This is a genomic window from Micromonospora sp. LA-10, assembly GCF_051853095.1.
GTDB lineage: Bacteria > Actinomycetota > Actinomycetes > Mycobacteriales > Micromonosporaceae > Micromonospora > Micromonospora echinospora_A.
Genome location: NZ_CP195710.1, coordinates 2,190,829 through 2,211,138, shown reverse-complemented (window position 1 = coordinate 2,211,138; position 20,310 = coordinate 2,190,829). Strand labels below are relative to the sequence as shown.

Sequence of the window (20,310 nt, the reverse complement as noted above, 5' to 3'; positions counted from 1 at the left end):
GTGAGGAGCGACAGATGATCGAGGAACGGGAACAGGACGCGGCGCTGAAGGCCCGGCACCGCGCGATGTGGGCGATGGGCGACTACTCCGCCGTGGCCGCGCAGGTGATCCCGCAGTTGGGGGCGACGCTGGTCCGGGCGGCGGGGGTGGGACCGGGCATGCGGGTGCTGGACGTGGCGGCCGGAACCGGTAACGCGGCTCTGCCGGCGGCCCGGACCGGCGCGGAGGTGGTGGCCGGTGACCTCACCCCGGAGCTGCTGGCGATCGGGCAGGCGTCGGCCGAGCGGGAGGGCGTGACGCTGACCTGGGAGGAGGCGGACGCGGAGGCGCTGCCGTACGCCGACGGCGCGTTCGACGCGGTGCTGTCCTGCGTGGGCGTCATGTTCGCGCCCCGGCATCAGGTCGCCGCCGACGAGTTGCTGCGGGTGTGCCGTCCGGGCGGGACGATCGGCCTGGTCAACTGGACCCCGGAGGGCTTCGTCGGCCAGTTGTTCGCGGCCATGCGGCCGTACGCGCCGCCACCGCCGCCGGGCGCGCAGCCGCCTCCGCTCTGGGGCGACGAGGACCACGTCCGGGAGTTGTTCGGCGACCGGGTCGACACGCTCCGGCTGGGGCGCGACGCGGTGGTGGTGAACCGGTTCGCGACGCCCGGACAGTTCCGGGACTTCTTCGCGACCCACTACGGACCGACTGTGGCGGTCTACCGGGCGAACGGGGGCGACCCGGAGCGTACGGCCGGGCTCGACCGCGCGTTGACCGACCTGGCCGCCCGGCACCTGGACGGCGGCGTGATGCGCTGGGAGTACCTGCTGGTCACCGCGCGCCGCGCCTGACGGCACGCCGGCCGTCGTCCGGCCGGCGTGCCGTCCCGGCGGCGGTGCTCACTCGGACTCGGCGAGGATGGCGTAGAGCTTGCGCCGGGTCTCGTCGAGCACCTGGGCGGCCCGGGCGCGCTGGTCGTCGGTGCCGGTGGTCATCACCTGCCGCAGCGCCTGCATGGCCTGCCCGCCGGCGTCGCGGATGTCGTGCCAGCTGTTGACTGTCTGCTCGGCGAACTCGGCCCAGGGCGGGGTCTGCGCGGCGGTGGCCGCCTCGGCCTGGCCCTGTTCGGTGAGCGCGAACCGCTTGCGTCCGCCCTCGGAGTCGGCGGCGGTCGCGATGACGCCCTCGTCCTCCAGCAGTTGCAGCGTCGGGTAGATCGAGCCGGGGCTGGGCCGCCAGGCCCCGCCGGTGCGGGAGTCGATCTCCTGGATCATCTCGTAGCCGTGCATCGGCCGCTCGGTGAGCAGGGCCAGCATGGCGCCGCGCACGTTCGGCCGCCGGCCGCGTCCGCGCCCGCCCCGGCCTCGCCCGTGACCGTGCGGTCCGGGGGAGAAGGGCGGCGGACCCGGGGGTACGGGCGGGAAGCCGAAGCCGCCCCGGCGGCGCATCTCGTCGTGCATGGCGTGCATCCGTCTGTGGAAACCCATCGGGGTTCTCCTTGCGTCGGCGTATCACTGATGCATCAACGATATATCGGCAATGCATCGCCGACAAGACGCTGAATAAACCGGGCCGCAAACCGTACGTGCGTACTGTTAGGCTGCCGGCGTGCGGCTGCTTCCCGAACCCGGACCGTCCCGGACCCTCGCCCTCTCCACGCTCGTCAACACCGTCGGGCGGGGCACCTGGCTCACCGCCAGCGCGCTCTTCCTCACCCGCTCGGTCGGGCTCACCGTGACCCAGGTCGGCGTGGCGCTCACCCTCACCGCGCTGGTCAGCCTGGTGGCGAGCACCCCGATGGGCTACCTGGCCGACCGCCTCGGGCCGCGCGGGCTCCAGATGGCCGCGCTGCTCGCCTCCGCCGGGTGCACCGCCGCGCTGGTCGCGGTGCGCTCGTTCACCGGCTTCCTGGCCGTCGGCGTGCTGATGGCGCTCGCCGACGCGGGCACCCGGGGCGCCCGGGGCGCGCTCATCGCCGGGGCCGTCCCGCCCGACCAGCGGGTCCGCACCCGCGCCTACCTGCGCGCGGTCACAAACGTCGGCATCTCGGTGGGCACCGTGCTGGCCGGGTTCGCGCTCGCCGCCGACACCCGCGGCGCGTACGTCACGCTGATCCTGCTCGACGCCGCTACATACGTGCTGGCGGCGGCGGTGCTGCTGCGGCTCCCGCCGGTGCCGCCGGTGCCCGCCCCGGCGCACGGGCCACGGCTGATCGCGCTGCGGGACCGCCCGTTCCTCGCCTTCACCGTGCTGGACGGGCTCATGTCCATGCACTTCTCGCTGATCAACATCGCCCTGCCGCTCTGGATCGCCGGGCACACCACCGCGCCGAACTGGCTGATCTCCGTCTGCCTGCTCGTCAACACGGTGGTGGTGATCCTGTTCCAGGTCCGCGCCTCGCGGGGCACCGAGGACCTGACCGGCGCGGGCCGGGCCTCCCGCCGGGCCGGCGTCCTGCTCGCTGTGGCCTGCGCGCTGTTCGCGGCAGGTGGCGGCGTGCCGCTCGCGGTGGCGGTGCCGCTGCTGCTGGCCGGCGCGCTGGTGCACGTCGTGGGGGAGCTGTGGCACGCGGCGGCCGGCTGGGGCATCTCGTTCGGGCTGGCCCCGGCGCACGCGCACGGTCAGTACCAGGGGGCGTACGGGATGGGCATGCAGCTCGGCTCGATGGTCGCCCCGGTGGTGGTGACCACGCTCGCGATCGGCTGGGGCGTGCCGGGCTGGCTGGTGCTCGGCGGGGTGTTCCTGCTGCTCGGCGCGCTCGTGCCGCCGGTGGTGCGGTGGGCCGCCCGGACCCGCCCGCCCGCGCCCGAACCGGAGCCCGCGCCGGTCGGCTGAGCCACCGCTCACCGCAGCGTCCGGAGTGCCCGGTCGGCCCGCGCGTCCCGGGGCGGATCTGGCAGGCTGGTAACCGTGCTGACGGTGCCGGTACGCCAACTGGGGGAGTCGGAGCGCCGTGCCGTCGAACGGCTGCTCGACCTCGACCCGTACGCCGGCGCGCAGGTCGCCGAGCGGGTGGCGGCGCGCGGGCTGGCCTGGTGGCGGGCCGAGGCCCGGATCCTCGGCTACGGCTCCCGCCGCAACCTGGAGTCGATCTGCTGGCTCGGCGGCAACCTGACCCCGGTGCTCGCGTCCGAGTCGGCGGTGAGCGCGTTCGCCGAGCAGTTGAGCGCGCAGGAGCGGCTCTGTTCCTCGATCGTGGGCCGCGCCGACGCCGTACTCGGGCTCTGGGACCGCCTCGGCCCGCACTGGGGGCCGGCCCGGGACGTACGCCCGAACCAGCCCTTGCTGGCGACCGACGCGCTGCCCGCCGTGGCGCCCGACCCGGACGTGCGGCGGGTGCGCGGCAGTGAGGTCGACCGGCTCTTCCCGGCCGCGGTGGCGATGTACACCGAGGAGGTCGGGGTGTCGCCGCTGGCCGAGGACGGCGGGCGCGGCTACCGGCGGCGGGTGACCGAGCTGGTGCGCTCCGGCCGCGCCTACGCCCGCTTCGTCGACGGGCGGGTGGTCTTCAAGGCCGAGCTTGCCGTGGTGACCCGCCGGACCGCCCAGGTGCAGGGCGTCTGGGTGGCGCCGGAGTGGCGCGGCCGGGGCATCGCCACCGCCGCGATGGCCGCCGTGGTGCGTGACGCGCTGGACCGGGTCGCGCCCACAGTGAGCCTCTACGTCAACGACTTCAACCTGCCCGCCCGGCGGGTCTACGAGCGCTGCGGCTTCCGCCCGGTCGGCACGCTCGCCACAGTGCTGTTCTGAGGATCACGTCCGCCAGAGGTCCCGAACCGGACACCCGGCGCTAGGCTGGGCATGTTTTTATACTGACTAGTCAGTTCAGAATTCGGGGTCTGATGAACATCGTCGAGACCAGTGGCCTGGGGCTGCGGACCCGCCGCGGCTGGGTCTACCGGGACGTCGACCTCACCGCCGCGAGCGGTGAGCTGGTCGCGCTCACCGGCCCGCCCGGCAGCGGGCGCACCTCCCTGCTGCTCACCCTGGCCGGGCGCTTCCCGCACAGCCACGGCGAACTGCACCTCCGGGGCCCGGCCGCGCTCGGCCAGGTGGCCGGCGTGCACGAGCCCGACCCGACGCTCACCGTCGCCGAGCACATCACCGAACGGCTGCTGCTGCTCGGGCCGGTGCCGCGCCGCCGCCGGCGGCTGATCCCGGTGGCCGCGGTGCGGGCCCGCCGCGCCTACCGCCGGGACGCCTTCGCAGCCGCCGTCGCCGGCGCCGGGCTCACCGACGCCCCGCTCGACCCCGACCGGTACGGCCGCGACCTCACCCCTGTCGAACGGCAGGTGCTCGGGCTGGTGCTGGCCAGCCTCGGCGGTCCAAGCCTGATCGTCGCCGACGACGTGGACGCCGGTGCCGACCGCCCCGAGCGGGAGTGGATGTGGGGCGCGCTGGAACGCCTCGCCGACCAGGGGTACGCGGTGGTCGCCAGCGCCCGCGCCGTCGAGCCCGGCGTCGCCGCCACGGTGCACCGCATCGGCGACCCGGCGGTGCCCGTACCCGCCCTGACCGTTCCCGCCGAGCCCGCCGAGGTGACCGCATGAGCGTCCTGCGACTGGCGATGTTCGAGCTGCGCCGGATGACCCGGGGCCGGCTGCCGCGCGCCGCCCTGGCGGTGCTCACCATCGTCCCGCTGCTCTACGGCGCGCTCTACCTGTACGCGTTCTGGGATCCCTACGGGAAGATGGACCGGATCCCGGTCGCCCTGGTCAACGCCGACCGCCCGGCCACCGCCGGTGACGGCAGCGAGGTGCACGCCGGGCGCGACCTGACCGAGAAGCTGCTCGACCGCAGGGTGTTCGGCTGGACCGTCACCGACCAGGCCGACGCCACCAAGGGGCTGCGCGACGGGCGCTACCACCTGATCTTCTCCATCCCGCAGGACTTCTCCGCCACGCTCGCCGCCGGCCCCGAGCCGGACCGGCCGGCCCGGCAGGGCGAGCTGAAGGTCGTCAACGACGACGCCACCAACTACCTCTCCGGGCTGCTCGCCCGGTCGGCGTTCAGCGAGATCCGGGCCGCCGCCGCGCAGAGCACCGCCGCCACGTACTTCGACAAGATGCTGATCGGCTTCACCGACGCCAAGGCCGAGACCGGACGCGCCGCCGACGGCGCCGGGAAGATCGCCGACGGGCTCGGCAGCTCCCAGCAGGGCGCGGGGAAGATCGCCGACGGGCTCGGTGACGCCACCGACGGGGCCGGGCAGCTCGCCGGTGGGCTGAACCAGTCGGCCCGGGGCGCGGACAAGCTCGCCAAGGGCCTCGACCAGCTGCGTACCGGCGCCGCCCAGCTCGCCGACGGCGCCGGGCGGGCGGCCACCGAGACCAAGGCCGCGGCGGCGACTGTGAACGCCGCCGCCGACAGGTACGAGCCGGTGCTGCGCCGCAACGCCGACAAGATCCAGAAGGCGGCGACGCTGGTCGCCGACGGCGCGCAGCAACTCGCCGCCGGACTGGACGCGCCCGGCAGGGCCGCCGAGGTGGTTGTGACCGCCGAGGAGGTCCGCGACCGGCTCGACGCGGTCGCCAAGGAACACCCCGAGCTGGCGGACAACCCGGACTTCGCCGCCGCCCGCAAGGCCGCCGACCGGGCCGTCACGCAGGCCCGCGCAGTGGTGGCCGCGCTGGACAAGACCGACCTGGCCACGCTGCGCAAGCAGATGACCGACGTGGCGAAGACCGCCCGCGAGGTCGCCGCCGCCGCGCCGCACCTGGCCGACGACGTCGCCTCCGCCCGCGCCAAGGTGAACGAGCTGGCCGGCGGGCTCGCCGCGCTGGCCCAGGGCAGCGCCAAGCTCCGCGACGGACTGGGCGACGCGTCGACCGGCGCGAACGAGCTGCGCGGCGGCCTCTACCGGCTCGCCAGCGGCGCCCGCCAGCTCGACGGCGGCCTGGCCCAGCTCGGCAGCGGCAGCAACCGGCTGGTCGACGGGCTGACCCGGCTGGAGGGCGGCGCCGGGGACCTCGCCGACGGGCTCGCCGCCGGAGAGCGGAAGCTACCCGGGTACGACGACGCGGCCAGTCGCGCCGGTGTGCTCGGCGACCCGGTCGGTCTGATCCGCGACACGCAGAACCCGGCCGGCTCGTACGGGGTGGGCTTCGCCCCGTACTTCCTGGCGCTGGCGCTCTGGGTCGGCGCGATGATCACGTACATGCTGTTGCGGCCGGTCAACCGGCGGCACGTGATGTCCGGCGCGCCCGGCTGGCGGGTCGTGCTCGCCGGGTGGCTGCCCGCCGCGGGGATCGGCCTGGCCCAGGTCGCGGTGCTCTACACGGTGGTGACGCTGGCGCTCGGGCTCGACCCGCGGCACGGTGCGGCGACGTTCGGGCTGCTCGCCCTCACCTCGCTGGCGTTCACCGCGATCATGCAACTGCTCGGCGTGGCGCTCGGCCCGGCCGGCCGGCTGGCCGCGCTGGCGCTGCTGATGCTCCAGCTCACCTCCTCCGGCGGCACCTACCCGGTGCAGACCTCGCCCGCCTTCTTCCAGGCGATCCACCCGTGGCTGCCGATGACGTACGTGGTGGACGGGCTGCGGCACACCATCAACGGCGGCACGACCACGCCGGTGGTCACCGGCGCGCTGGTGCTGCTCGCGTTCGGGCTGGGCGCCATGGCGCTCACCGTCGGCGCGGCCCGCCGTTCCCGGCGGCTGACCCCGGCCAAGCTGCACCCCGAACTGACCATGTGAGGATGAGCCGGTGACGGACGGACGGACGCGCCGGCGCGAGGACACCCGCCAGCGCCTCTTCGTGGCGGCGGTGGACCTCATCGCCGAGCAGGGCTTCTCGGCCACCACTGTGGACGACATCGCGGCCCGGGCGGGCGTGGCGAAGGGGACCGTCTACTACAACTTCGAGTCCAAGACCGTCCTGTTCGAGGAGTTGCTGCGGCACGGCATCGGCCTGCTCACCGCCGAGTTCCGGACCGCCGTCGAGGGCCTGCCGCCGCTGGAGGCGCTCGGCGCGCTGGTCCGCGCCCAACTGGAGTACATCCGCCGCTACCGTGCCTTCGCCCAGCTCCTGCTCTCGGAGATGTGGCGCACCAACCGGGAGTGGCAGCAGACGCTGCGGCTGCTGCGCGGCGAGGCCATCGCGGTGATCGCCGACACGGTGAAGGCCGGCGTGGACAGCGGCGACCTCCCGGCCGACCTGGACGTGCGTACCGCCAGCTCGGCGCTGTTCGGCGTCGGGCTGGTGGTGGCGGTGGACTGGCTCGTCTTCTCGCCGGACCGCTCGATCGACGAGGTGCAGGAGTCGCTGCTCGGCATCGTCCGGCGGGTCGCCCGGACCTGACCCGCGGTCGGTAATTCGGTTGAGTCCGGAACGCCGGAAGGGTGAGGCTGAGGGCACCGCCCCCACCGATCCGAGTCCGGAGGACTTCCATGCGCCTGCTCCGAGATCTCTGGGCCACGGCGCCCCGGCGGATGGCGGCGGTACTGCTGCTGATCGTGCTCGGCGCCGCCGGCCAGGCGGCCGCCTCCGCGCTGGCCGGGCCGGTGCTGGTGCACCGCTCGTCCGGCTGGTTCGTCGCGCTCGCCGTGGCGCTCGTCGCCGCTGTCGTCACCGATCTGCTGATCGGGCTGATCATGGCCCGGCTCACCGCCGACTGGTCGGCCGACGTGCGGCGGCGGCTCTGCCGGGTAGCGCTCGGGCAGCATCTGCCCGCCCTGGAGACCACGCCGGTCGGCGAGCTGCTCGACCGGATCGACAACGACGTCTACCAGGTCGCCGCCGAGATGCGGAACACCGGCGTACGGCTGGCGCAGGGTCTCGCGGTCTGCGCGCTCTCGGCGGTCAGCGCGCTGATCGTCTGGTGGCCCGCCGGCGTCGGGATGATCGTGCTCACCGCGCTGCTCGCGGTGACGCTGCGCCGCCCGACCGCCCGGATCGCGCCGGCCCGGATGGCCGAGGAGGAGGCGTGGTCCGACCTCGCCGCCGTGATGGAGGAGGCGGTGCACGGGCAGGACGACGTGCGCACCAGCCTCGCCCGGCCGTACGTGCTGCGCCTCTACGCCCGCCGCGCGGCCGAGGTGATCGCCCGGTGCGTCCGGGTGTTCCGGCTCTCCGCCCGGGTCACCGCGGCCGCCGCCGGCGCGGTCCGGGTCGGCATCGCCGGTGTGGTGCTGGGCGGCGCGTGGGCGCTGACCACCGGCCGGGTCGACGCGGCCCGGCTCACCGGCATCTGGCTGCTGGCCATCGCGTTCGGCGCGACTGTCGAGCACATCGCCCGCTGGGTGCCGCACCTGCAGCAGGCGTTCGGCGCGTGGGGCCGGGTGCAACTGCTGGCCGGGTCGCCGCAGGAGCCGGACGGCGGGGCCACCCCGGTCGACGGCGACCTCACGGTGCGCGGGCTCACCTACCGTTACCCGGCCGGCGGGGACGACCGCGGGCCGGCGCTGCGCGACGTGCGCCTCGACTTCGTCCGCGGCCGCTCGTACGCGCTCGTCGGCCGGACCGGCTCGGGCAAGTCGACGCTGGCCAAGGTGCTCACCCGGGCGGTGGACGTGCCGCGCGGCACGGTGTTCCTCGGCGAGACCGACCTGGTCGACCTGGACGTCGAGGAGCTGCGCCGGTGGATCGCCGTGGTGCCGCAGCGCACCGAGATCCTGGCCGGCACGCTCGCCGAGAACGTGGCGCTGTTCGACCCGGAGCTGCTGGACGCCGCCGAGCGGGCGCTGGCCGAGCTGGGCCTGGCCGGCTGGATCGCCGAGCTGCCCGACGGCGTGCACACCCGGCTCGGCGACGGCGGGTACGTGCTCTCCGCCGGGCAGGAACAGCTCGTCGCGTTCGCCCGCATCCTGGTCCGCGACCCGCACGTGGTGATCCTCGACGAGGCGACCGCGCGGCTCGACCCGGTCACCGAGAACCGGGTACGCGAGGCCACCGAACGGCTGCTCACCGACCGGATTGGCATCGTCATCGCGCACCGGCTCTCCTCGGTGCGCCGCTGCGACGAGGTGGTGGTGATGGCCGACGGCGCGGTGCTGGAGGCCGGTCCGCTGCGCGAATCGGCCCGTTTCGCCGAGCTGCTCGCCACCAGCCACGCCGGGGCGTACGCCGGGGTGGGCGCCCGACGAGGCGGCGTGGACCTGCTCGATGCGCCCACCTGGGACGACGCGCCCGCCACGCCTGCCGCGCCCGCGACGCGGCCGGCCGCCGTGCCGCGCGCCGACCCGCCACCGGCGCCGCCCACGCCCCCCGCGCGGACCATGCGGGAGATCCTCCGGCTGGGCACGAACGACCCGCGGTACGGCCTGATCTCGGTCGGCCTGTTCATCGTGATGACGGTGCTCGGCATGGACGGCGCGGTGCTGCCGTGGCTCTGGGCCGACCTGGTCGGCGGCGGCGACCCGTGGCTGCCGGCGCTGGGCATCGTCGCCGCGCTGCTCGTGGTGCTGCCGCTGCCGTACCTGACGAACCTGTGGTTCCCGCAGTGGTGGATCCGGCAGATGCTGCGGATCAGCGCCCGGCTGGTGCACGGGCAGACCGGCGCGCGCCGGGTCAGCGGGCACACCCCGGCCGAGGTGGTGGCCCAGGGCGGCGACACCGACCGGGTGGTGCACCTCGCCGACAACCTGATGGACCAGTTCATCTCGCTGGTCATCGTGGTGACCATGACGCTGGTGACCGGCAGTCTCGTGCCGGCGGTGTTCTTCGTCGGCACGATGGTGGTCTCCGGGCTGGCGGCGACGCTGTTCGGGCCCCGGCTGGAACGCACGGCGGCCGGCACGGTGAAGGCCCGCGCGGCGTTCGCCACCGCGCTGGTCTCCGCGCTGTCCGCCGCCCGGACGGTGAAGCTGGCTGGCGCCACCCGTCCGGTGCTGCGTCACCTCGCCCGGCTGGACGAGGTACGCAGCGAGCGGCAGCGACGCGAGATCGCCATGCAGGTGTGGGCCCGGTCCACCCCGTCGGTCGCCAGCGGCCTGCTGCCGATCGGCGCGTGGGCGCTCTACCTGACGGGTGGGCTGTCCGCCGGCGCGACGCTGGTGGCCGTCTCCACGCTCGGCGCGGCCCGCTGGTTCGCGTGGACCACCGCGTCGCTGGTCTCGCAGTACCCGTCGGCGCGGGTGTGGACGAAGCGGACGGTGGCGATGACCGGCGAGGCCGTGTACGCGGCGCCGGTGCCCGGACTGGACCTGGTGGCCGGCACCGCGCCCGCGCCCGAGACGCCGCCCCGGCACCCGCTGCGCCGCCTGGAGCTGTCCGGCTTCGGCGCGCTGCACTCCGACGGCACGCTGGCCGTCCGCGACGTCGACCTGGTGGTCGAGCGCGGGCAGCTGGTGCTGGTCGTCGGCCCGGTCGGGTCGGGCAAGTCGTCGCTGCTGCGCGCGCTCGCCGGGATCGTGCACCACGTCGGCGAGCTGCGCTGGAACGGCGACCCGGTCACCGAGCCGGAGATGTTCCTGCGCCCCAACCAGGTCGGGTACGTGGGTCAGCTGCCCCGGGTGCTCTCCGGCACGGTGGCCGACAACATCGCGCTCGGCCATCAGGTGGACGCCGCGAGCGCGGTGTCGACCGCCCAGCTCGAACACGACCTGGCCGCGGCCGGGGGCGGGCTCGGGCTGCTCATCGGGCACAAGGGCACCCGGCTCTCCGGTGGCCAGCTCCAGCGGCTGGCGCTGGCCCGGGCGCTCGCTCCGCGTACCGAGCTGCTGGTGGCCGACGACGTGTCGTCGGCGCTGGACGTGAGCACGGAGCTGGCGCTGTGGGCGGCGCTGCGCGAGCACGGGGTCACTGTGGTGGGCTCGACCGCGAAGCGGGCCGCGCTGGTCCGGGCCGACCACGTGGTGGTGCTGATCGACGGCACGGTGGCCGACCAGGGCGCCTGGACCGACCTGGAACCCCGCTGGAACCACCTGGCCGGCTGACCGCCCGGCCCGACCCCGTTGATCATGAAGTTGGCGGCGACAAATCGGACGCAGAACGCCGCCAACTTCATGATCGACGCTCAAGGCTAGAAGGCTCGGGCGTACTGGTCGGGCCAAGCGGGGGTGGCTCCTAGCTTGGCGGCGGCGCGACGCGGCCAGTACGGGTCGCGGAGCAGCTCCCGGCCCAGCAGCACCAGGTCCGCCTCGCCGCCGGCCACGATCTGCTCGGCCTGCTCGGGCTCGACGATCAGGCCCACCGCGCCGGTCGGCACCCCGGCGTCGCGGCGGATCCGGGCGGCCAGCGGCACCTGGTAGCCGGGTCCGACCGGGATGGACGCCCGGGCCGCCGCGCCACCGGAGGACGTGTCGACCAGGTCGACTCCGGCGGCGGCCAGTTCCCCGGCGAGCACCACGCTGTCCTCGATGCTCCAGCCGCCGTCGGTCCAGTCGGTGGCGGAGATGCGGGTCAGCACCGGCACTGATTCGCCGACGGCGGCGCGTACCGCGCGGGCCACGTCGAGGGTGAGCCGCATCCGGGCGGCCCGGTCGCCGCCCCAGGCGTCGGTGCGCCGGTTCGTGAGCGGGGACAGGAACTCGTGCAGCAGGTAGCCGTGCGCGGCGTGGATCTCCACGGCGGCGAACCCGGCCTCCAGCGCCCGGCCGGCGGCGGTGGCGAAGGCGTCCACGACCGCCGCGATGCCCGCCTCGTCCAGCGCGGTGGGCGTGCGGTAGTCCGGCACGAACGGCTCGTCACCCGGGCCGACCGGGGTCCAGCCGCCCTCGGCGTCCGGCACGCCGCCGCGCGCCGGCGCCCACGGCCGGTACGTGGACGCCTTGAACCCGGCGTGCGCGAGCTGCACGGCCGGGACCGCGCCCTGGGCGGCGACGAACGCGGTGACCGGCCGCCACGCGTCGACGTGCGCGCCGGACCAGAGGCCGGTGTCCTGCGGGCTGATCCGGCCCTCGGGCACCACGGCTGTCGCCTCGGTGATGACCAGCCCGGCCCCGCCGACCGCGCGGGAGCCCAGGTGGACGCGGTGCCAGTCGGTGGGCAGGCCGTCCGGCCCGGCGCTGTACTGGCACATGGGCGCCAGCGCGATCCGGTTGGGCAGCGTGACGCCGCGCAGCGCGAGCGGGGTGAACAGGGCGCTCATTCTCGGATCCTCCGGTCATGGCTTCGGGTGCGTCCCCGTTTCGGAAGACGCACCCGAAGGGGTGTGGATCAGGCGGGTACGGGGTCGAGCCGCTCGGTCTCGACCGGCTCGATCAGGTCGCGCTTGCCGGCCGAGTCGTACGCGGCCCGGTCGAGCGTGCCCTCCCGGGCGGCGACGATGGTCGGCACCACCGCCTGCCCGGCCACGTTGGTGGCGGTACGGATCATGTCCAGGATCGGGTCGATGGCCAGCAGCAGGCCGGCGCCGGCCAGCGGCAGGCCCAGCGTGCTCAGGGTCAGCGTGAGCATGACGATCGCGCCGGTCAGGCCGGCGGTGGCGGCCGAGCCGACCACCGAGACGAACGCGATCAGCAGGTAGTCGGTGACGCCCAGGTTCACGCCGAACACCTGCGCCACGAAGATCGCGGCGAGCGCCGGGTAGATGGCGGCGCAGCCGTCCATCTTCGTGGTGGCGCCGAACGGCACGGCGAAGGAGGCGTACTCGCGGGGGACGCCGAGGCGCTCCACCGAACGCTGGGTCACCGGCATGGTGCCCACCGAGGAGCGGGAGACGAACGCCAGCTCGATGGCGGGCCAGGCGCCGGCGAAGAAGCGCAGCGGGTTGAGCTTGCCGGCGGTGGCCAGCAGCAGCGGGTAGACCACGAACAGCACCAGCGCGCAGCCGACGTAGACGGCAGTGGTGAACTTCGCCAGCGGGGCGAGCAGGTCCCAGCCGTACGAGGCGACGGCGTTGCCGATCAGGCCGAGCGTGCCGATCGGGGCGAGCCGGATGACCCACCAGAGCGCCTTCTGCACGATCGACAGCAGCGAGCGGTTGAGCGCCACGAACGGCTCGGCGGGGTCACCGACGAGCAGCGCGGCGGCGCCCACCACCAGGGCGAGGAAGACGATCTGCAGGACGTTGCCCTCGACGAACGCGCCGACCGGGTTGGTCGGGACGATGCCGGTGAGGAAGTCGATCCAGGAGCCGGTGGTCTTCGGCGCGGTGGCGCCGGCCGGGTCCAGGTTGACGCCCCGGCCCGGGTCGGTGAGCAGGCCGAGCCCGATGCCGATGCTCACCGCGATGAGCGCGGTGACGGCGAACCAGAGCAGTGTCTTGACGGCGAGCCGGGCGGCGTTGGCGACGCCGCGCAGGCTGACCACGCTGACCACGATGGCGGTGAAGACCAGCGGCGGCACGGCGAGCTTCAGCAGCTGGACGAAGAGGCCGCCGACGGTGTCGAGCGTGCTGGTCAGCCAGGCGAGGTCGGCGGCGCGGGCGAGGAAACCGAGCGCGACACCGAGCACGAGGCCCAGCAGGATCTGGACGGAGAAGGGAATTCTGCGCAGGGCGGAAGCCATGAGGACGGGTCCAAGGTCTGGAGGAGGGTAGGCGGGCGTCAGGGCGTGGAGCTACGCCGGACAGACGCCGCTGGCCTGCCGTCGGAGATCGACGTACAGGCGCTCGGTGAGGCACCAGACATTGGTCATCGTCGGGACACGTTACTCCCCGCCCGCGCCGGAATGGAAGGACCGTCGGCCGTGAAGCTCCTTACAGCCAGATAGCCGGCGGTGACCAGCCCCCAGACGGCGGCCACGGCGAGCAGCACCCGCTCCGACACCCCGAGCAGCGCGCCGCGTCCGACCAGCAGCAGGGCCAGCGCGACCACGCCGGCCAACGGCAGCGCCACCGCCGCGCCGTACGCGGCGATCCGCCGCAGTCCCCGGTCCGCCGCCGGGGCGAACAGCAGCGCCAGCATGGCCAGGACCACCGCGCCGGTGCCCACGATGCTGGCGCCGCCGTGCACCAGGTCGGCCACCGTGGCCGCCTCGAACGGCGGCAGCGGACACCCCTCGCTGCACGTCACCGCGCCGGACACGACAGTGGCCACCGCGCCCACGCCGAGCAGGCCGGACGCCGCGCGCAACCCCGCCGGCAGCGCCCCGGCGAGCAGCAGCAGCGCCGCCGCCACCGAGAAGATCCCGACCTGGTACGCCGCCGCGTACCCGCTGTCCGTGATGCCCGACTCGCTCACGTACCCGGTCAGGCCCGCACCGGGACCGGCAACCTCCGCGACCGTCACCGCGACCACGCCGGCCGCCAGGCAGAGCGCGGCGAACGCGGCGGCGACCCGGCGGGCTGTGTCCTCAGCCACGTCCGTGCGGGGTGGTCCAGCCGGACAGATCCGGGCCCAACGGCACGATCCGGGTCGGGTTGATCATGTCGTGGGTGGCGTAGTAGTGCCGCTTGATGTGGTCGAAGTCCACCGTCTCCCCGAAGCCCGGCGTCTGGAACAGGTCACGCGCGTACGCCCACAGCACCGGCATCTCGGTGAGCTTGCGCTCGTTGCACTTGAAGTGCCCGTGGTACGCCACGTCGAAGCGCACCAGCGTGGTGAACAGCCGCACGTCCGCCTCGGTGATCGTGTCGCCCATCAGGTAGCGCCGACCGGCCAGCCGCTCGCTCAGCGCGTCGAGGCGGGCGAACAGCGCGGTGAACGCCTCGTCGTACGCCTCCTGGGAGGTGGCGAAGCCGCACCGGTAGACGCCGTTGTTGACGTCCCGGTGGATCTCCGCCATCAGCGCGTCCATCTCCGGGCGCAGCTCGACCGGGTACAGATCCGGCGCGTCCGGCGCGTGGAACCGCCGCCACTCGGTCGAGAAGTCGAGCGTGAGCTGCGGATAGTCGTTCGTCACCACCCGCCCGGTGAGCGTGTCCACGAGCGCCGGCACAGTCACCCGGCCGGTGTAGTCCGCATCGGTGGACAGGTACGCCTCGGAGAGGAAACCGATGCCGAGCACCGGGTCGAAGCCGTCCGGGTCGAGCGCGAACCGCCAGCCCCGCTCGTCCCGGATCGGGTCGACGGTGCCCAGCGAGATCACCTCGTCCAGCCCGAGCAGGCCGCGCACGATCCGGGCCCGGTGCGCCCACGGGCAGGCCCGGCACCAGATCAGCCGGTAGCGGCCCGCCTCCAGCGGCCAGCGCCCCGCCTCGTCCGGCCCGCCGCCATCCGGCGCCGTGGAGTGCGGGGTGACCCGCCCGGTGAACCGGTTGGGCTGGCGGACGAACGCGCCGCCGCCGCTGGACTCTGCGCTGAACTGGGCCCCGGACATGCGGCAAACCTATCCGCTCCGGTCACGGATATCCTGGCGCCGGGTACCCCCGCGACCCGCGAACCGACCCCTTCCCACCCCCCGAAGGACGTACGCGCGATGACAGTGGCCTATCTCGTTGCCGGAGTCCGCACCCCGATCGGCCGGTACGCCGGCGCCCTGGCCGGGGTCCGCCCCGACGACCTGGCCGCGCACGTCGTCCGCGAGCTGGTGGCGCGCCACCCGTCGGTCGACTGGGCGCGCACCGACGACGTGATCCTGGGCTGCGCCAACCAGGCCGGCGAGGACAACCGCAACGTGGCCCGGATGGCCGCGCTGCTCGCCGGGCTGCCGCAGGAGGTGCCGGGCAGCACCGTCAACCGGCTCTGCGGTTCCGGCCTGGACGCGCTCGCCTCCGCCGCCCGCGCGATCACCGCCGGGGAGGCCGACCTGGTGGTGGCCGGCGGCGTGGAGAGCATGAGCCGGGCGCCGTTCGTCATGCCGAAGGCGGCCACGCCGTACGCCCGCACCGCCGAGGTGTACGACACCACGATCGGCTGGCGGCTGGTCAACCCGTTGATGCGCAAGGGCTGGGGCGTCGACTCGATGCCGGAGACGGCGGAGAACGTCGCAGCCGAGTTCGGTGTGGACCGGGCCGCGCAGGACGCCTTCGCGTACCGGTCGCAGCAGCGGGCCGCCAAGGCGCAGGCCGACGGCCGGCTGGCCGAGGAGATCGTCCCGGTGACAGTGCCCGCGGGCAGGCGCGAGACCAAGCTGGTCGAGGCCGACGAGCACCCCCGCGAGACGTCGCTGGAGAAGCTCGCCGCGCTGCCCACGCCGTTCCGCGAGGGCGGCACTGTGACGGCCGGCAACTCCTCCGGCGTCAACGACGGCGCGGTCGCGCTGCTGGTCGCCTCCGCGGCCGCCGTCGAGCGCTACGGCCTCACCCCGCTGGCCCGGGTACGCGGCGCGGCGGCGGCCGGCGTACCGCCGCGGATCATGGGCATCGGCCCGGTCCCGGCCACCCGCAAGCTGCTCGACCGCGTCGGCCTGTCGCTCGCCGACGTGGACGTGATCGAGCTGAACGAGGCGTTCGCCGCGCAGTCCGTGGCGGTGCTGCGCGAGCTGGGCCTGCCGGAGGACGCCGAGCACGTCAACCCGGGCGGCGGGGCGATCGCGCTGGGCCACCCGCTCGGCGCCAGCGGCGCCCGGCTGGCGCTGACCGCCGCGCTGGAGCTGCGCCGCCGGGGCGGCCGGAGGGCGCTCGCGACCATGTGTATCGGCGTCGGCCAGGGCATCTCGCTGCTGCTGGAGTCGGCCGGCTGACGGCAACCGGCAGCATCGCCGCCGGTGGATCTCCCATACCTGGCCGTACCGGCCTAGAGTGGTCTGCACCACACGACCCGCCAGCGACGGCGGCGACGACCTGGGGGACCGAGCGATGCAGACGCCGGACGGCGTGCCCACCGAGATCGACCTGAGCCGGCCGAGCGCCGCCCGGGTCTACGACTACTTCCTCGGTGGGGCCCACAACTTCGAGATCGATCGGCAGCTCGCCGAGCAGATCGCGGCCATGACACCGAACCTGGCCGCGACCATGCGTTCGGGCCGGGAGTTCCTGCGCCGGGCCGTACGGGTGCTGCTCGACGCCGGCATCGACCAGTTCCTCGACATCGGCTCCGGCATCCCCACCGTCGGCAACGTGCACGAGGTCGCCCAGGCCGCCAACCCGCAGGCCCGCATCGTGTACGTCGACATCGACCCGGTCGCCGTGGCGCACAGCCACGAGCTGCTCGCCGGCAACGAGCGGGCCACAGCGGTCCTGGCCGACCTGCGTGAGCCGAAGCTGATCCTGGACCACGCCCGCTCCAGCGGGCTGATCGACTTCGACCGGCCGCTGGGCATCCTGCTCGCCGGCGTGGTGCACTTCGTTCCGGACGCCGACCGCCCGGCCGACATCCTGGCCACCCTGCGGGCCGCCGCGGCGCCCGGCAGCTACCTGGTCATCTCCCACTCCACATTCGAGGACCAGCCGCAGGAGATGCTCGACGCGCAGCGGCTGTCCGCGCGTACCGCCACCGAGATCACGCTGCGTTCGCGGGCCGAGATCACCGGCTTCTTCGGCGACTGGACGATCCTCGAACCGGGCGTGGTGCACATGCCGCTCTGGCGGCCCGAGTCACCGTCGGACGTGGACGAGCACCCGGAGCGGTTCGGCGCTTTCGGCGGCGTCGCCCGGCACGACCGCGCCGCCGGCTGATCCATGCGCGCCCCGGACATCGACGGGGGAGACGTCAGCCGGCCCGGCGCCGTCGCGTACGCCGCCGAGTGGGCTCGTGCGGTGCGCCGCATCGGATTCGTGCCGTTGACCGCGGCCGAGACCGAGCGCCTGCTGGTGCCACTCACCGAGCGGCTCGGCCAGGCCCTGCTCGCCCCCACCTTCTCCGCCCGGCCGGCGGACGAGGTGGGGCGGGCCCTGGTCGAGGCGCACCTCACCGAGCCCGGCGTGCTCGACTGGTCGGTGCAGGCGCTCGGTGACCGGTTCCTGCCCTGGGTGCTGCCCGGCCGGGCCGAGTCACCCGAACTGCGCGAGCGGGTCGCGCTGCTGCAGGGCGCGTTCGCCGCCGGGTTCGCCCGCGCGTTGCGTGACCGGGTCTTCAGCCAGCAGGAGCGGATCTCCCGCTCCGCCTGGCAGGCGCGGGACACCGTCGAGCAGGCGCTGCGGGACAGCGAGGCCCGCTTCCGGGCCGTCTTCACCGGCGCCGCCATCGGCATCGGCATCGCCGGTGTGGACGGGCAGATCATCGAGGTCAACCAGTCCTTCGCCGACATGCTCGGCTACACCGTCGCGGAGATGCGGCGGATGAACGTGTCGGTGCTGGCCTATGCCGACGACGCGGCCGGCATGTGGGAGCTGTACCAGGAGCTGATCGAGGGCAAGCGGGACAGCGCCCGGGTGGAGAAGCGCTACTACCGCAAGGACGGCAGCGTGGTCTGGACCGACCTCGCCGTCTCGCTGATCCGATACGACGACGGCCGGCCCCGGTTCACGGTCGCCATGGTCGAGGACATCACCGAGCGGTACGAGTTGCAGCAGCGGCTGCGTTTCCAGGCGCTGCACGACCCGCTGACCGGGCTGCCCAACCGGACGCTGTTCTTCGAGACGCTCAGCACGGTCTTCGACCGGGCGGGCGACGACCAGCGCGTCGGGCTCTGCTTCATCGACCTGGACGGCTTCAAGGCGATAAACGACAGCCTCGGCCACGACCTGGGCGACCGGCTGCTCAAGGTGATCGCCCGCCGGCTCAGCGACTGCGTGGCCGGGCGCGGTCACCTGGTGGCCCGCATGGGCGGCGACGAGTTCGTCATCCTGGTCGACTCCGACGGCGGCATCGACGACGCGGTGGAGGTCGCCGAGCTGGCGCTGGCCGCCGTCTCCGCGCCGGTGCACGTCGCCGACCAGCAGCTCGCCGTGTCGGCGAGCATCGGCATCGTGGAGTGCCCGGCGGCGGAGACCAGCGTCGCCGACCTGATGAAGGCCGCCGACACCACGCTGTACTGGGCCAAGGCGGAGGGCCGGGGGCGCTGGGCGGTGTACGACCCGGAGCGCAGCGCCGCCGACATCGCCCGTTCGGCGCTGGCCGCCAACCTGCCCGCCGCGCTGGACCGCGACGAGTTCGTGCTGCACTACCAGCCGATCGTGTCGCTGCTGGACGGCACGATGGTGGCGGTCGAGGCGCTGGTGCGCTGGCAGCACCCGGAGCTGGGCCTGATCGGGCCGGACCGGTTCATCGGACTGGCCGAGGAGACCGGCCTGATCGTCCGGCTCGGCGCCTGGGTGCTGCGAAAGGCGTGCCGCGACGCCGAGTCGTGGCGGCGCGCGTTCCCGGAGACGCCGCCGGTGGTCAGCGTCAACCTGGCCGCGCGGCAGGCCGACGATCCGGCCATCGTGGAGACGGTCGCCGAGGCGTTGCAGCACACCGGCCTGCCGGCCGAGCTGTTGCAGCTGGAGTTGACCGAGAGCGCCGTCATGGGCAGCGCCGGTGAGCCGCTGCGGACCCTGCACCAGCTCGCCGACCTGGGGCTGCGGCTGGCCATCGACGACTTCGGCACCGGCTACTCGAACCTTGCGTACCTGCGGCGGCTGCCGATCCACTGCGTGAAGCTGGCCGGCCCGTTCGTCGAGGGGATAAAGGGGGACGGGGACGCGGTCGCCGACCACCGGGACGAGCGGATCGTGGACGCGCTGGTCCGGCTGGCGCACGCGCTGGAGCTGTCGGTGACGGCCGAGGCGGTGGAGACCGAGGTGCAGGCCGAGCGGCTGCGGGCGCTGCGGTGCGACACCGGTCAGGGCCGCCTGTTCGGCGCCCCGATGCCCGCCGACGGCATCCGCGCCCGCCTGGGCGGGTAAGGAAGGGCCCCTCTTAACGCCTCCGGTAGAGCAGGGGGCCCCGCTTAACACCTCCCGCTCACACGGCGGCAGGCGAGAAGGGAGAACGGTGAGCCTCACCGATTCGCAGGCGGTGGTGTCGGTGGTCGCCGCGCTGGCGATCATCGCCGGGCTGGCCGGGGTGATCGTGCCCGGGCTGCCGGCGCTGCCGCTGTGCTGGGGCGGCGTGCTGGTGTGGGCGCTGTTCGGTGGCGCCGGCCCGGGCCGCTGGGCGGTGCTCGCCGCCGCCACCGTGATCGCCGCCGGCGGCACCGTGCTCAAGTACCTGTGGCCGGGGCGGAACCTGAAGCGGACCGGCGTGCCCACGTCGTCGCTGCTGGCCGGCGGGCTGCTCGGGGTGGTCGGCTTCTTCGTGATCCCGGTGATCGGCCTGCCGATCGGCTTCGTCGGCGGGATCTTCGGCGCGGAACGGCTGCGGCTGGGTGACACCCGGCTCGCCTGGCCGGCCACCGTGCAGGCGCTCAAGGCGGCCGGCCTGTCGATGCTGCTGGAGTTCATGGCCGGCCTGATGGTCGCCGCGCTCTGGGTCGCCGGGTTGCTGTTCGTCTAGAGGTGCGGCGACGCGGGGCGTCCGGAGGGTACGGCCGATCGCCGTACATCAGTGAGAGAGAGGTGGACGCCGCGCGCCGCCGCGGACCGGGCGTTGCCGAGCGCCCGGCGCCGGCCCGTCGGGTCGGGCCTGGTCACGCCCACAATGATGCCCCCGCTGGGATCCGGCGACAACGCAATTACCGGGGTACGTATTGACCACCTTGATCG

At 74.2% G+C, this 20,310-nt stretch carries 16 protein-coding genes; 11 read left to right on the top strand and 5 right to left on the bottom strand.

What is annotated here, in order from left to right; translation table 11 throughout:
• Positions 1–14: 14 nt before the first annotated feature.
• Positions 15–833 (top strand): class I SAM-dependent methyltransferase, encoded by an 819-nt coding sequence (locus ACSDG8_RS10245; protein WP_210893320.1) that lies wholly within the window; start codon positions 15–17, stop codon positions 831–833.
• 48 nt (positions 834–881) lie between these two features.
• Here the strand turns inward: ACSDG8_RS10245 and ACSDG8_RS10240 are convergent, their stop codons facing one another.
• A complete protein-coding gene (locus ACSDG8_RS10240) occupies positions 882–1,469 on the bottom strand; it encodes a PadR family transcriptional regulator (protein ID WP_210893318.1) in 588 nt (195 codons plus the stop codon).
• 121 nt (positions 1,470–1,590) lie between these two features.
• Here ACSDG8_RS10240 and ACSDG8_RS10235 point away from each other — a divergent pair, with 121 nt between their 5' ends.
• The 6 genes from ACSDG8_RS10235 to ACSDG8_RS10210 all read left to right on the top strand — a co-directional run bounded on the left by ACSDG8_RS10235 (position 1,591) and on the right by ACSDG8_RS10210 (position 10,855).
• Positions 1,591–2,817, top strand: coding sequence for an MFS transporter (locus tag ACSDG8_RS10235; RefSeq protein WP_210893317.1), 1,227 nt, complete (start codon positions 1,591–1,593; stop codon positions 2,815–2,817).
• Positions 2,818–2,892: 75 nt separating this feature from the next.
• Entirely contained in the window at positions 2,893–3,732 is an 840-nt protein-coding gene (locus tag ACSDG8_RS10230) for a GNAT family N-acetyltransferase (RefSeq protein ID WP_210893315.1), read from the top strand.
• A gap of 92 nt (positions 3,733–3,824) precedes the next feature.
• Complete coding sequence (locus tag ACSDG8_RS10225; RefSeq protein ID WP_439427839.1) at positions 3,825–4,532, top strand: ATP-binding cassette domain-containing protein; 708 nt, start codon at positions 3,825–3,827, stop codon at positions 4,530–4,532.
• Positions 4,529–6,676: a YhgE/Pip family protein gene (locus tag ACSDG8_RS10220; protein ID WP_439427838.1), complete on the top strand. Its 2,148-nt coding sequence runs from the start codon at positions 4,529–4,531 to the stop codon at positions 6,674–6,676. Before ACSDG8_RS10225 ends, ACSDG8_RS10220 begins: the two co-directional genes overlap by 4 nt.
• A 10-nt stretch (positions 6,677–6,686) precedes the next feature.
• A complete protein-coding gene (locus ACSDG8_RS10215) occupies positions 6,687–7,280 on the top strand; it encodes a TetR/AcrR family transcriptional regulator (RefSeq protein ID WP_439427837.1) in 594 nt (197 codons plus the stop codon).
• An 89-nt stretch (positions 7,281–7,369) separates the two neighbouring features.
• Positions 7,370–10,855: an ATP-binding cassette domain-containing protein gene (locus ACSDG8_RS10210; protein ID WP_210893307.1), complete on the top strand. Its 3,486-nt coding sequence runs from the start codon at positions 7,370–7,372 to the stop codon at positions 10,853–10,855.
• Positions 10,856–10,941: 86 nt separating this feature from the next.
• On the opposite strand, the gene ACSDG8_RS10205 is transcribed toward ACSDG8_RS10210, so the two are convergent.
• From ACSDG8_RS10205 to ACSDG8_RS10190, 4 genes are all read right to left on the bottom strand, one after another.
• On the bottom strand, positions 10,942–12,009 hold the full coding sequence (locus tag ACSDG8_RS10205) for an NADH:flavin oxidoreductase/NADH oxidase (RefSeq protein WP_210893305.1): 1,068 nt from the start codon (positions 12,007–12,009) through the stop codon (positions 10,942–10,944).
• A 68-nt stretch (positions 12,010–12,077) separates the two neighbouring features.
• A complete protein-coding gene (locus ACSDG8_RS10200) occupies positions 12,078–13,358 on the bottom strand; it encodes a dicarboxylate/amino acid:cation symporter (protein ID WP_210893484.1) in 1,281 nt (426 codons plus the stop codon).
• A 137-nt stretch (positions 13,359–13,495) separates the two neighbouring features.
• Positions 13,496–14,164 (bottom strand): DUF998 domain-containing protein, encoded by a 669-nt coding sequence (locus tag ACSDG8_RS10195; protein WP_210893303.1) that lies wholly within the window; start codon positions 14,162–14,164, stop codon positions 13,496–13,498.
• The gene (locus ACSDG8_RS10190; RefSeq protein WP_210893301.1) at positions 14,157–15,122 is read right to left on the bottom strand and encodes a glutathione S-transferase family protein; all 966 of its coding nucleotides are present in this window, start codon (positions 15,120–15,122) and stop codon (positions 14,157–14,159) included. The genes ACSDG8_RS10195 and ACSDG8_RS10190 overlap by 8 nt, the downstream gene beginning before the upstream one ends.
• Positions 15,123–15,221: 99 nt before the next feature.
• Between ACSDG8_RS10190 and pcaF the strand changes: the two genes are divergently transcribed.
• From pcaF to ACSDG8_RS10170, 4 genes are all read left to right on the top strand, one after another.
• A complete protein-coding gene (pcaF, locus tag ACSDG8_RS10185) occupies positions 15,222–16,427 on the top strand; it encodes a 3-oxoadipyl-CoA thiolase (RefSeq protein ID WP_210893299.1) in 1,206 nt (401 codons plus the stop codon).
• 115 nt (positions 16,428–16,542) lie between these two features.
• Complete coding sequence (locus ACSDG8_RS10180) at positions 16,543–17,361, top strand: SAM-dependent methyltransferase (protein ID WP_210893296.1); 819 nt, start codon at positions 16,543–16,545, stop codon at positions 17,359–17,361.
• A gap of 3 nt (positions 17,362–17,364) precedes the next feature.
• The gene (locus tag ACSDG8_RS10175) at positions 17,365–19,512 is read left to right on the top strand and encodes a putative bifunctional diguanylate cyclase/phosphodiesterase (protein ID WP_210893294.1); all 2,148 of its coding nucleotides are present in this window, start codon (positions 17,365–17,367) and stop codon (positions 19,510–19,512) included.
• 88 nt (positions 19,513–19,600) lie between these two features.
• Complete coding sequence (locus ACSDG8_RS10170) at positions 19,601–20,101, top strand: DUF456 domain-containing protein (RefSeq protein ID WP_210893291.1); 501 nt, start codon at positions 19,601–19,603, stop codon at positions 20,099–20,101.
• Positions 20,102–20,310: the final 209 nt, after the last annotated feature.

Coding starts and splice junctions, on each gene's coding strand:
- ACSDG8_RS10245 (WP_210893320.1), top strand. CDS start 15: ATGATCGAGGAACGGGAACAGGACGCGGCGCTGAAGGCCCGGCACCGC.
- ACSDG8_RS10240 (WP_210893318.1), bottom strand. CDS start 1,469: ATGGGTTTCCACAGACGGATGCACGCCATGCACGACGAGATGCGCCGC.
- ACSDG8_RS10225 (WP_439427839.1), top strand. CDS start 3,825: ATGAACATCGTCGAGACCAGTGGCCTGGGGCTGCGGACCCGCCGCGGC.
- ACSDG8_RS10220 (WP_439427838.1), top strand. CDS start 4,529: ATGAGCGTCCTGCGACTGGCGATGTTCGAGCTGCGCCGGATGACCCGG.
- ACSDG8_RS10210 (WP_210893307.1), top strand. CDS start 7,370: ATGCGCCTGCTCCGAGATCTCTGGGCCACGGCGCCCCGGCGGATGGCG.
- ACSDG8_RS10205 (WP_210893305.1), bottom strand. CDS start 12,009: ATGAGCGCCCTGTTCACCCCGCTCGCGCTGCGCGGCGTCACGCTGCCC.
- ACSDG8_RS10190 (WP_210893301.1), bottom strand. CDS start 15,122: ATGTCCGGGGCCCAGTTCAGCGCAGAGTCCAGCGGCGGCGGCGCGTTC.
- pcaF (WP_210893299.1), top strand. CDS start 15,222: ATGACAGTGGCCTATCTCGTTGCCGGAGTCCGCACCCCGATCGGCCGG.
- ACSDG8_RS10180 (WP_210893296.1), top strand. CDS start 16,543: ATGCAGACGCCGGACGGCGTGCCCACCGAGATCGACCTGAGCCGGCCG.
- ACSDG8_RS10175 (WP_210893294.1), top strand. CDS start 17,365: ATGCGCGCCCCGGACATCGACGGGGGAGACGTCAGCCGGCCCGGCGCC.